Raw genomic sequence first — 12972 nt, forward strand, 5'->3', positions numbered from 1 at the left:
CGACTAATGGATTTATATATAACTTATTTTTTAACGTTTTGGACAATAGTGGTTGCAAAATATAATCCACAAAGCTATTGCACAAGTGTTAATAACTTTAGTGGTAGAAAGTGGTAGAAAGTGGTAAAAGAAACCTAATTTTACATTACAATTAATGCCAAAGTTTTAAAATGTCCCATTTAACCGGCGAGTTTGAGTGTAAATTAGATAACAAAGGGCGAATGATGATCCCTGCGGGCCTCAAAAAAAAGCTTCCTGAAGCTGAAAGTGAGGGCCTTGTGATCAATCGTGGCTTTAAAAAGTATCTTGTTATTTACACCAAAAAGGAATGGGACAAAAAGCTTGACGAACTGAGCAAACTTAATCAATACGAGAGCAAAAACATAGAGTTCATCCGTTATTTTACCCGTGGTGCTACTGAGTTAACGCTTGATGCAGCAGGGAGGGTGAATTTACCGCAGTCGTTATTAGATTATGCAAATATTAAGGCTGATGCAGTATTGACCTGCCAGATTAATAAAATTGAGGTTTGGGATAAAGCGGCTTATGATGCTATGATTGATAGTGAGCCTGAAAACTTTGCAGCATTGGCCGAAGAAGTGATGGGTGATAAAAGAAAAGGGGAAACCATATGAGTGAATACCATACTCCAGTGATGCTGAATGAATGCATTGAGGCTTTGAATATAAAGCCGAATGGTACTTATGTGGATGTAACTTTTGGTGGTGGTGGTCACTCTCGCGAGATTTTAAAGCATTTAAATAAAGAAGGAAGGTTGCTGGCATTTGATCAGGATGCTGACGCAAGGCAAAATATTATTGATGATGAGCGTTTTATTTTCATTGATCAAAATTTCCGTTTCCTGAAAAACTTTTGCCGTTTGCATGATGCTATCCCTGTTGATGGTATCCTGGCTGACCTGGGTGTTTCATCTTACCAGTTTGACCAGGCCGAACGCGGTTTTTCTATCCGTTTTGACGCTGAACTGGATATGCGGATGAATCAGGATTCGGCTTTAACAGCTAAAGAAGTAGTGAATACTTATTCGGAAGCAGAGCTGCATCGCATTTTCGGGATCTATGGTGAAATTCAAAATGCTAAATCATTAGCCAATACTATAGCGACTACCCGCTTAAATGGGCCAATAGTTACTATTGCTGATTTGAAGAATGCCATTGCGGGGCGTATCCCAAAAGGAAAAGAAAATAAATACCTGGCGCAGGTTTTCCAGGCTTTGCGCATCGAGGTAAACCAGGAACTGGAAGCTTTAAAAGATTTTTTAATCCAGTCGGCATCTGTATTGGCTTCGGGTGGCAGACTCGTAGTTATGTCTTATCATTCATTAGAAGACAGGCTGGTGAAAAACTTCATTGCTAAAGGAAAGTTTAGTGGGGAAGTTGAAAAAGATCTTTACGGTAATGATAACAAGCCATTAGATGCAGTGAGTCGTGGAGCAATTACGGCATCGGCAGAGGAAATAAGTAAAAACAACCGGGCACGGAGCGCTAAATTAAGAATAGCGGTAAAAAAATGACGAATAGGCTACGCACACAAATAGAGGAAGAAGAAGCGGAGAAAAAGCTTATTGTTGAGGAAAAACCCGAAGCGGAATTTCCTGATAACTTTTTAACCCAATTTTTATCGAAAGGCTTTATTAATGCCGAGTCTGCTACCAAAGCGTTGCCTTTTGTGTTGTTTTTAACCTTTTTAGGAATGGTTTACATTGCTAACAGGCATTTGGCTGAAAGAAATATCCGTGAGATTGATAAGGTTACAAAAGAAGTAAAAGAATTAAGCTGGGATTATAAAACAGCCAAGGCTGATTTAGCCTATAAAAGTACGCTAACAGAGGTTGCTAAACGTGCAGATACCTTAGGTATTAAAGAGTCGATGCAGCCGCCGCAAAAAATTGTAGCAGAGGAGGTAACCGATGAGCATTAGGACAAACATACTGGCAAGGATATACCTTGCATTTGGCCTTATTTTGCTGTTTGCCGGAGCTGTAGTGGTGCAATTGTACCGGGTTCAGTTTGTACAGGGTAAAAAGTGGAGAGCCATGGCCACTACACTTACCACCCGTTACCAAACGGTTGAGGCTGCCCGTGGTAATATTTTCTCAAACGATATGAGCCTGCTGGCTACTTCGGTGCCTGAATATGAATTGCATATGGATATGCTGGCACCCGGTATTGTGGATGATAAAGTATTTAACGAGAAGGTTGATTCGCTGGCGTTAAAGCTTTCGCAACTTTATGGTGATAAGTCACAGCGGCAGTATGTACGCATTCTGCGTGACGCACGTAATGATAGCTCACGTTACGAGTTGATAAGGCGTAGGGTTACTTTTCAGGAATTAAAACAGATCCGTAAGTTCCCGATTTTTAATTTGGGCAAATACAAGGGAGGGTTGATTGTTGTAGAGCAAAACCAACGTGTTTTTCCATTTCGTACCCTTGCAGCGCGTACCATTGGCTATAAAAATGATAACGTAAAAAATGCTGTAGGTCTTGAAGGAGCTTACGCAAACTATATTGAGGGCGAAAGCGGCAAACGTTTAATGCAGCGCATGGCTGGTGGTGCATGGATGCCGGTTAATAATGGCGATGAGGAAATTGAACCGAAAGAAGGTGCAGACATTATTTCAACCATTGATGTTAATTTTCAGGATGTAGCGCAGGATGCCTTAAAGAAACAATTAATAAAAACACAGGCCGATCATGGTTGCGTGGTATTGATGGAGGTAGCGACAGGCCAGATTAGAGCGATATCCAATTTTACCAGAACAAAGGATGGCGATTATAAAGAGACTTACAACTATGCTATAAGTGATGCAGCTGATCCGGGGTCAACCTTTAAACTGGCCAGTTATATGACCGCTTTTGATCAGCATAAAATTGATACCAATACATTGGTGAATGCCGAAAATGGTACCTATAACATGTATTATAAAGGCAAACTGCTTAAAACATTTAAAGATGCCGAGGCTGGAAATTTTGTGATGACTGCCAAAAGAGCATTTGAAGAATCATCAAACGTAGCTATTGTAAAATTCATTTCGTCACATTATGGTGATAACCCAAGGCAGTTTACGGATAACCTGTATGCCCTGCATTTAAATGAAAGACTGGTACTTCAAATTCCTGGTGAGGCAAAACCGGTTATTAAAAATCCGTCAAACCGAAGCTGGAGCAAATTGACCTTGCCTGAAATGGCCTATGGTTATGAAATGCACATGACGCCGTTGCAAATGCTTACGCTGTATAACGGAGTTGCCAATAACGGAAAAATGATTGCACCCATTTTTGTAAGGGAAATTCAGCGTATGGGTAGCACAGTTGAGCAGTTCCAGGCAAGGGTAATTAACCCGCAGATGTGCTCAGAAGCCACTTTAGGCAAGATGAAAAGCATGTTGGAAGGTGTTGTGCAGGAAGGTACCGGCAAAACCATCATCAAAAACTCTTTGTATTCGGTAGCAGGCAAAACAGGTACTGCACAAATTGCCAATGGTTCAAGCGGGTATGGTGTAAATAAAACTTACCAGGCTTCATTTTGTGGATATTTTCCTGCTAATCATCCTAAATATTCCATGATTGTGGTAATCAATCACCCTACACAAGGTTCATACCTGGCAGCTTATGTTGCTGGTCCTATTTTTAGGGAAATAGCCGATAGGGTGTATGCCAGCGATTTGGAAATGAACCAGGCAGCACCTATGCATTATGCAGGTAACAGTAATTTACCGCAAATTAAAAAAGGTAATCCAAGGGCGCTTAAGCAAGTTTATAACAAATTGGGCGTTAAGCCATTGTATGCATCCAATACCCCGGCCAGTGGGATTGATACCAGCAACGGAATTGCCTATGAAGACGTTAATTATAAAAGCGGCGTGGTGCCATCTGTTATCGGTATGGGACTTAGCGATGCTTTGTATATACTGGGTAATGCCGGTTATAAAGTGGCAGTGCGTGGTAGCGGAACAGTAACAAATCAATCGGTATCAGGCGGAAGCGTTATATCTAAGGGATCAAAAATAATAATTGAATTGCAATGAAGTATTTAAGCGATATAATTGAGGGGCTTGCATTCACCGAATTACAGGGCAGCGCCGACATGGAAATTTCTGCAATCGTTTTCGATTCAAGGAAAGTAATTCCCGGGTCGTTATTTGTTGCCGTAAAAGGGACTGTTGTTGATGGGCACGATTATATCCTGCAGGCAATAAATGATGGCGCAGTAGCTGTTATTTGTGAAGAACTTCCTGCTCGCGTAACTGGTGAGGTTGATTTCCTGATGGTTGCTGATTCATCCGTTGCACTTGGTATTGTATCCGCTAATTTTTACGACAATCCATCCGCCAAATTAAAATTAATAGGGGTAACAGGCACTAATGGTAAAACCACCATAGCTACCTTACTTTATAAATTGTTTTCTGATCTGGGGTATAAATGCGGTTTATTATCAACCGTTGAAAATCAGATTAATGGTGAAGTGATACCGGCTACACATACTACGCCCGATCCAGTAGAACTGAATAAGCTACTGAGCGAAATGGTTGAAAAAGGATGTGACTACTGCTTTATGGAAGTGAGTTCACATGCTATTGCCCAGCATCGTATTGTAGGATTGAGCTTTACCGGTGGTATTTTTTCAAACCTAACACATGATCACCTGGATTATCATAAAACCTTTGCGGAGTATCTGAAAGCCAAAAAGACATTTTTTGATGAACTGCCTTCAAATGCTTTTGCATTAACCAATATCGACGATAAAAACGGCAATGTAATGCTGCAAAATACAAAGGCTCATAAAAAAACTTATGGCCTTAAAAGCATGGCTGATTATAAGGCCCGTATCCTGGAAAATCAGTTTGAAGGCTTGTTTCTACAGATTGATAGTGATGAAGTTTGGTTTAAAATGGTGGGCACATTCAACGCTTATAATTTATTAGCCGTTTATGCTGCCGCGATGTTGCTTGAACAGGATAAAACCGCTATCCTGACCAGCTTGAGCAAGCTTACTGGTGCTAAGGGGCGTTTTGACTACATCGTATCGCCAAATAAAATTATAGGTATTGTTGATTATGCACATTCGCCGGATGCTGTACAAAACATATTAAGCACTATTCATGATATCCGTAAAGGAAATGAAAAAGTAATAACGGTAATAGGCTGCGGTGGTGACAGGGATAAAACAAAGCGTCCTATTATGGCAAAAACTGCCTGCGAGTGGAGCGACAGGGTTATTCTTACCTCAGATAATCCCCGTTCAGAAGATCCGGCTCAGATTATCAGGGACATGGAAGAAGGAATTGATCCGGCTTTTAAAAGATTTACTTTAAGTATAGTTGACAGGAGGGAAGCTATTAAAACGGCATGCATGTTAGCTAAACCCGGAGATATAGTATTAGTTGCAGGCAAGGGTCACGAAAAATACCAGGAAGTGAAAGGGGTACGCAGCCACTTTGATGACATGGAAGAGTTAACAGATATTTTTAAGGATATAGTATAAAATCAGCACATTAAATAATTAACATGCTTTACTACCTGTTCAATTGGCTTAATAAAAACTACGCTATTCCCGGTGCGGGGGTGTTTCAATACATTACTTTCCGCATGGCAATGGCGGTAATAACCTCATTGATAGTAACTACCGTTTTTGGACGCAGGTTAATTGATTATTTGCGCTTTAAACAGGTTGGAGAAACTGTAAGAAACCTGGGCTTGGAAGGTCAGATGCAAAAGGCCGGTACACCAACAATGGGTGGTATTATTATCATACTGGGTATTTTAATTCCAACCTTGTTATTTGCCAAGTTAGAGAACATCTACATTATTATGATGATAGTGACTACCGTTTGGTTGGGAGCTATTGGTTTTTTAGATGATTATATCAAGGTATTCAAAAAGAATAAAGAAGGTTTAGCGGGAAAATTCAAAATTATAGGTCAGGTAGGTTTGGCACTGTTTATCGGCTTCACCATGTATTCTAATAAAGATATAGTGATAAGGCAGGAAGTTAAGTTGCCGGTTAAATATGATGTACCTGTTGAGTTTCATATGCGTGGCAATACGCCGGTTTATACTCAAGATATCAGGTCGACAAAAACTACTATGCCTTTTTACAAAAACAATGAATTTGATTATGGCAAGGTGCTCAAGTTCATTGGTGCTGATACGGATCATTATTCCCTGCTGGTATTTATGTTCTTTGTAATTCTTATTATAACGTTCATATCTAATGGCGCCAATATAACGGATGGTATTGATGGGTTAGCAACAGGTACATCCGCCATTATAGGTATTACGCTGGCTATTTTAGCTTATGTGTCCGGTAATACGGTAATAGCCGATTATTTGAATATTATGTATATCCCTAACTCGGGCGAGCTGGTAATATTTGCCGGTGCATTTGTTGGGGCGTGTGTTGGCTTTTTATGGTACAACTCTTACCCTGCCCAGGTATTTATGGGCGATACCGGTAGTTTAGCCATTGGAGGTATTATAGCAGTGTTTGCCATCATGATCCGTAAGGAATTGATGGTGCCGATATTATGTGGCGTTTTTGTTGTGGAAAATATCTCCGTAATTATCCAGGTATCGTGGTTTAAGTACACCAAAAAAAGAACTGGTACAGGTGTCCGGGTTTTTCTGATGGCGCCTTTGCACCACCATTATCAGAAAAAAGGATTTCACGAAGCAAAAATTGTAACTCGTTTCTGGATCATTGGTATCCTGCTGGCCATTATAACTTTTGTGACGCTGAAGTTAAGGTAAGCAGGCAAAATCCGACGATAAGGTCGGAGTATTTAGGTTTGATAAAGTTTGTAATTGAAATATAGCGGTTAAAAGCCGCTTTTCTAAAATTGAGTTTAGTATAAAATGACTGATAAAAGCAAAATAGTTGTTCTTGGCGCCGGCGAAAGTGGTGTTGGTGCCGCCTTCCTTGCCCAGCAGCAGGGCTATGATGTTTTTGTTTCGGATTTTGGGGCCATTGCTGATCACTATAAACAGCAGCTCATTGATTGGAACATCCGCTTCGAAGAAAAGCAGCATACAGAAGAAGAGATATTGACAGCTATTGAAGTGATAAAAAGCCCGGGCATACCTGAAAAAGCCCCGATTATTAAAAAGACTAAAGAAAAAGGTATTCCGGTTATATCAGAAATTGAATTTGCCGGGAGATATACCGAAGCAAAAATTATAGGCATAACAGGCTCAAACGGTAAAACTACCACAACCAGTTTAACCTACCATATTCTGAAAGATGCAGGATTAAACGTTGGCCTGGCTGGTAACATAGGTAAAAGCTTTGCTTATCAGGTAGCCACTGAAAAGTTTGATCTGTACGTGCTGGAGCTGAGCAGTTTTATGCTTGATGATATGTACCGCTTTAAAGTGGACATAGCTATACTATTGAATATAACCCCTGACCATTTGGACAGGTATGATTATAAGATGGAAAATTACGCAGCGTCGAAGTTTAGGATAACTCAAAATCAAACTAACAACGACTACTTTATTTATTGTGCCGATGACCCCGAAACCATTAAAGTAATGGCCGGGCGACGCATCGAAGCACAGCTGCTGCCATTTTCTATCGAAAAAAAGATTGAACCGGGAGCGTATCTCGAACAAGACAATATTGTCATTAACACTCACAAACAAAATTTTCAGATGTCTATTACAGATTTGGCCCTTCAGGGTAAACACAACATTTACAACTCAATGGCATCAGGTATTGCAGCTAAAGTTCTCGAACTGCGTAACCCATCAATCAGGGATAGCATGAGCAACTTTAAAAACATTGAGCACCGGTTGGAGTCCGTAGGTAAAATATCCGGCATCAGCTTTATTAACGATTCAAAAGCTACCAATGTAAACTCAACCTGGTATGCTTTGGAAAGTATGACCACCGATGTGATCCTCATATTAGGTGGTGTTGATAAAGGAAATGATTATTCTATGTTGAAAGATCTGGTAAAACAAAAGGTTAGAGCCATAGTTTGCCTGGGTAAAGACAATAAACGCATTCACGATGCTTTTGAAGATGTAGTTGAAGTAATTGTAAATACCTATTCGGCCGAGGAAGCTGTACAGGTATCTTATCACCTGGCAAAAAAGGGCGATACGGTATTGCTTTCACCAGCCTGTGCCAGTTTTGATCTTTTTAAGAATTACGAAGACAGGGGTAACCAGTTTAAACAAGCCGTAAGGGAATTGTAGGCCCCTCCCAACCCTCCCCGGTAGGGAGGGCTTAAAATGTTTGAGAGAAATTAAAATAAAATAAAAATAAAAAAGTCTCCCCTGCCGGGGGAGATTTAGAGGGGGCTAAAATGGACAGAATACTAAGTAACACAAAAGGAGACCGCTGGATATGGCTTATCGTCATATTGTTGTCGCTTATTTCATTGCTTGCTGTTTACAGTGCCATCGGTTCGCTTGCCTACAAGCGTGGCGTTGGGGCGGAGTCTATTTTAATGAAACACGTAGCCATGATAGTTGCCGGCATTGTACTGATGTATATTTCGCACAAGGTTGATTATCGTTATTACCGCGGTATATCCAAGTTATTAATGATCATTACCCTGCCACTTTTATTGTACACCCTGCTTTTTGGTAGTCATGTAAACCAGGCCAGCAGGTGGCTCGCTATCCCAGGTACTGGTTTAAGCTTCCAGACATCAGATTTGGCAAAGCTTGCGCTGATCACTTATTTGGCACGTACGCTTTCTATCAAACAGGAGAATATAAAAGATGTAAAACAATCATTCATCCCAATTATGGGGGCTGTTTGTTTGGTCTTTATCCTGATAGCCTGGGCAAATTTATCAACCGCGCTGATGCTTTTTGGTGTAAGTGTATTACTGCTTATTATGGGACGTATCAGCGTAAAGCAAATTGCGGTGGTAATTCTTGCAGGTGCTTTTCTGTTAGGCTGTGTGGTGATGCTTGGTCCGCGCAGGCACATGTACATGACGCGTATCAACACCTTTATGCATCCGGATAAAGCTGACCCTGATAAGGCGCAGCAGGCCAATCACGCAAAAATAGCAATAGCCACGGGCGGCATATTTGGTAAAGGAGTAGGCAACAGCGACGAGATAAACAGTTTACCTGAGGCATATTCAGATGAGATTTATGCCATTATAGTGGAAGAATATGGTTTGGTTGGCGGTATTATATTAATCAGTATTTACGTGTTTTTGTTATACCGATGTATAAAAATAGCCACCCGGGCGCCAAAAGCATTTGGTACGTTACTGGCAGCCGGTTTAAGTTTTAGCTTAACTATACAGGCATTTGCTAATATGGCGGTAGCCGTAGGCTTAGGGCCGGTAACGGGTATTCCATTGCCGTTTGTAAGTATGGGAGGTACTTCCATATTGTTTACCAGTTTGGCATTTGGAATTATCCTTTCAGTGAGCAGGGATATTGAAGAACCTAAGAAAGTTATTGTTGGTGAGATAACAGAATTAGCACCTGCATAACCCCCTAACCCCCCTGAAGGGGGAATGTTTGAACGAGTAGAAGTAAGATAAAATATAAAAAAAATACTAATCAGTGGAATCACGGAATAACCAAAGCGCCAATCAAAAACTCCCCCTTCAGGGGGTTGGGGGGGCGAAGCGTATAATCATTAGCGGCGGCGGTACAGGAGGACATATCTTCCCGGCTATTGCTATTGCCAATGCTTTAAAAAAGCTTGATCCTGATACGCAGATTTTATTTGTGGGTGCCAACGGCCGCATGGAAATGGAAAAGGTTCCTGCTGCTGGATACAAAATAATTGGTTTAGATATTCAGGGCATTCAGCGTAAATCCATATGGAAAAATGTGATGTTCCCGGTTAAGCTGTTTTTGAGTGTAAGAAAAGCAGTTAAGATTATTAATGATTTTAAACCGGATGCTGCAGTAGGGGTTGGCGGTTACGCTTCAGGTCCTTTGTTGTACGCTGCTTCAAAAAAAGGAATTCCATACCTGATTCAGGAGCAAAATTCATATGCAGGTGTCACCAACAAATGGCTGGGTAAGGACGCAAAAAAGATATGTGTTGCTTTTGATAACATGGAGCAGTTTTTCCCGGCAGACCGCATTATAAAAACAGGCAATCCCATCCGTAAGGAGTCGGTTGATATTGCAGGTAAGCAAATGCAGGCGCTGGAGTTGTATTCGTTATCCAACTTTAAAAAAACAATACTGATAACAGGCGGCAGTTTGGGCGCCCGTACTTTAAATAACAGCATAATGGCTGGGTTAGATAAAATACTGGAGGCAGATGTGCAGATCATCTGGCAAACAGGCAAATTCTATTATAAAAGCATCATTGAGCAACTGAGTGAAAATTATCATCCCAATGTGAAGGTCGTAGAGTTTTTAAACCGCATGGACCTTGCCTATGCTGCGGCAGATGTGATTGTATCGCGCGCAGGCGCAGGTACTATTGCTGAGTTGTGTGTGGTTAAGAAACCGGTAATACTGGTGCCATCGCCCAATGTGGCCGAAGACCATCAAACTAAAAATGCATTGGCATTAGTTGAGGAAAACGCTGCTGTTTTTGTGGCAGACCGTGATGCCGAAGGAACTTTAGTTGACAAAGCACTGGAGCTTTTGAAAGATAAAAATTTACAGAAAAAATTGAGCGACAATATTGGCAAACTGGCACTGCCTGATGCTGATGAAGTGATTGCCAAAGAAGTATTTAAGTTAGCTAAGAGCCGGTAATTAAGGCTCATATAAAAATTGATATTGTATTCGAAAAAATAGTGTTTTAAATTAAAAATGGAATTAAGCAACATAAAACGGGTTTATCTGATTGGCATAGGCGGTATTGGGATGAGTGGACTTGCCAGGTATTTTCAGCATTTAGGTTGTGTGGTATGCGGTTATGATAAAACATCAACCGAGCTGACCAGCGAATTGCACCGTGAAGGTATCCCGGTTATTTTTTCGGATAGTGAAGAATGGATCCCATCTAGCTTTAAAACGCCTGATGAAGAGACGTTAATTATTTATACCCCGGCCATTCCTAAAAATTCGGTTATCCTGAATTTCTTTATAAACGCTGGCTTTGAGTTGTTTAAACGTTCGCAGGTATTGGGTATCATCAGTAAAGGAAAGTTCACCGTTGCTGTGGCAGGCACGCATGGTAAAACTACTACCTCAACTATGGTAGCCCATATTCTTAAAGATTCGGGTAAAGATTGCTCGGCATTTTTGGGTGGTATTTCATCAAACTATCATACCAATGTGCTTTATGGAAAAAACAATATTGTAGTAGTTGAGGCCGATGAGTATGATCGTTCATTCCTTACACTGCATCCCGATATTGCTATCATCACATCGATGGACGCGGATCACCTGGATATTTATGGAGATCATAGTCATTTAACGGACTCATTTAAACTTTTTGCCTCGCAGATAAAACCGGGTGGTAAATTGATCCATCGTAAAGGATTGCCACTGGAAACAGGCTTTACCTACGCAGTTGAAACGGAAGCCGATGCATTTGCTTCAAACATCCGCATAGAGAATGGCGACTTTTATTTCGATTTTAAAAATGGCAATACCAGCATCACTAATATAAAACTGGGTATTGCCGGTTTACATAATATTGAGAACGCAGTGGCAGCCATTGAGGCATCGTTATTATTAAATGTTTCTGCTGAAGCTATCAAAAGTGCTTTAGGATCATTTAAGGGGGTGAAACGCAGGTTCGAGTATATTTTGAAAGATGAACAGCATATTTTTATTGATGATTATGCACATCATCCCGAAGAATTAAAAGCAGCCATCCGTTCGGTTAAAAGGTTGTATCCTGATAAAAAGTTAACCACTATTTTTCAGCCACACCTGTATACCCGCACCCGCGATTTTGTGGATGGCTTTGCCGAAGCACTTGACCTGGTTGACGAACTGATTATACTGGACATTTACCCTGCACGCGAACTGCCGATTGAAGGGGTGAATTCAGATATGATATTGGAAAGGATGAAGTTAAACAACAAACGCCTGTTGGCAAAGAACGAAGCTATTGATACAGTAAGAGACGAACAGCCAGAACTACTTTTAACAGTTGGGGCAGGTGATATTGACCAATTGGTACAACCATTAAAACAAGCATTGCAACATGTTTAAAAAACCACTTTTGAGATATATTTTAATAGGACTTGCAGTAACCATATGCCTGGGTGGGCTTATTGTGTTGATGAGTTTTATTGAAGTAAAAAAATCAGAAGTGCTTTGTACCGATGTAAAGGTCTATATTCCTGGTAGTCAGTATTTTATTGATAAGCAGGAAGTTGACAGGATTTTATTGATCAATAACAAGCCTTTAATAGGGCGTAAAATGGAAGAAATAAACATCCATGAGCTTGAAAATAAGCTGAAAGCGAACCCATTTATTGAGTTTGCCAAAGTTTATACAGATATGGATGGGATTATTAATGTGGAGATAAGCCAGCGGCAGCCTATTCTGCGCATCATTAATCATATCGATCAGGATTTTTATGTTGATCAGCATGGATTAAAAATTCCATTGTCAGTAAACTTTACCGCAAGGGTACTGGTGGCCAACGGATATATTGATGAGCTTTTTGCAAACAGGGTCGATACGCTGCATACTGCAATTGCACAGCAATTGTTTAAAACGGCAGATTACATCAGGCGGGATTCTTTGTGGGCCGCTCAGATTGCACAGATCTACATTAATAAAGATCATGAAATTGAACTGATACCAAGGGCCGGCAATAACCGCATTTTATTAGGCGATGCCGATTCGTTAGACAGGAAGTTTCATAACCTGCTGGTATTTTATAAAAAGGCATTGCCAAAAGTGGGGTGGGATACCTACAAAATAATAAATATTAAATATGCTAACCAGGTTGTAGGGGTTAGGAATGATAAATTAAAGCAAGACTCGCTGAAAAGCAAATCAGCAGTTAGTGATTCAACAAAGTCGGATACATCTAAATAA

General features: G+C 40.6%; 11 protein-coding genes. All 11 read left to right on the forward strand.

Features of this window, described 5'->3' with window-relative positions:
* The first annotated feature begins 170 nt into the window (after positions 1–170).
* Entirely contained in the window at positions 171–635 is a 465-nt protein-coding gene (gene mraZ, locus JN11_RS00155) for a division/cell wall cluster transcriptional repressor MraZ (RefSeq protein ID WP_144908455.1), read from the forward strand.
* Entirely contained in the window at positions 632–1534 is a 903-nt protein-coding gene (gene rsmH, locus JN11_RS00160) for a 16S rRNA (cytosine(1402)-N(4))-methyltransferase RsmH (protein ID WP_144908457.1), read from the forward strand. The genes mraZ and rsmH overlap by 4 nt, the downstream gene beginning before the upstream one ends.
* On the forward strand, positions 1531–1941 hold the full coding sequence (locus JN11_RS00165) for an FtsL-like putative cell division protein (protein ID WP_144908459.1): 411 nt from the start codon (positions 1531–1533) through the stop codon (positions 1939–1941). The genes rsmH and JN11_RS00165 overlap by 4 nt, the downstream gene beginning before the upstream one ends.
* Positions 1931–4051, forward strand: a complete 2121-nt coding sequence (locus tag JN11_RS00170) for a penicillin-binding protein (RefSeq protein ID WP_144908461.1) — start codon at positions 1931–1933, stop codon at positions 4049–4051. The genes JN11_RS00165 and JN11_RS00170 overlap by 11 nt, the downstream gene beginning before the upstream one ends.
* The gene (locus tag JN11_RS00175; protein ID WP_144908463.1) at positions 4048–5508 is read left to right on the forward strand and encodes a UDP-N-acetylmuramoyl-L-alanyl-D-glutamate--2,6-diaminopimelate ligase; all 1461 of its coding nucleotides are present in this window, start codon (positions 4048–4050) and stop codon (positions 5506–5508) included. Before JN11_RS00170 ends, JN11_RS00175 begins: the two co-directional genes overlap by 4 nt.
* Before the next feature lie 23 nt (positions 5509–5531).
* A complete protein-coding gene (gene mraY, locus JN11_RS00180; RefSeq protein ID WP_144908465.1) occupies positions 5532–6773 on the forward strand; it encodes a phospho-N-acetylmuramoyl-pentapeptide-transferase in 1242 nt (413 codons plus the stop codon).
* A gap of 105 nt (positions 6774–6878) precedes the next feature.
* Positions 6879–8222: a UDP-N-acetylmuramoyl-L-alanine--D-glutamate ligase gene (gene murD, locus JN11_RS00185; protein WP_144908467.1), complete on the forward strand. Its 1344-nt coding sequence runs from the start codon at positions 6879–6881 to the stop codon at positions 8220–8222.
* A 110-nt stretch (positions 8223–8332) separates the two neighbouring features.
* A complete protein-coding gene (locus JN11_RS00190) occupies positions 8333–9487 on the forward strand; it encodes an FtsW/RodA/SpoVE family cell cycle protein (RefSeq protein WP_144908469.1) in 1155 nt (384 codons plus the stop codon).
* A 73-nt stretch (positions 9488–9560) separates the two neighbouring features.
* Positions 9561–10721: an undecaprenyldiphospho-muramoylpentapeptide beta-N-acetylglucosaminyltransferase gene (gene murG / locus JN11_RS00195; RefSeq protein WP_144908471.1), complete on the forward strand. Its 1161-nt coding sequence runs from the start codon at positions 9561–9563 to the stop codon at positions 10719–10721.
* Positions 10722–10778: 57 nt separating this feature from the next.
* Entirely contained in the window at positions 10779–12134 is a 1356-nt protein-coding gene (gene murC / locus JN11_RS00200) for a UDP-N-acetylmuramate--L-alanine ligase (protein WP_144908472.1), read from the forward strand.
* Positions 12127–12972 carry a cell division protein FtsQ/DivIB gene (locus JN11_RS00205; protein ID WP_144908474.1) on the forward strand — a complete coding sequence of 282 codons (846 nt, stop codon included), beginning with the start codon at positions 12127–12129 and terminating at the stop codon, positions 12970–12972. The genes murC and JN11_RS00205 overlap by 8 nt, the downstream gene beginning before the upstream one ends.

The sequence above is a fragment of the Mucilaginibacter frigoritolerans genome (assembly GCF_007830615.1).
GTDB classification, from domain to species: domain Bacteria; phylum Bacteroidota; class Bacteroidia; order Sphingobacteriales; family Sphingobacteriaceae; genus Mucilaginibacter; species Mucilaginibacter frigoritolerans.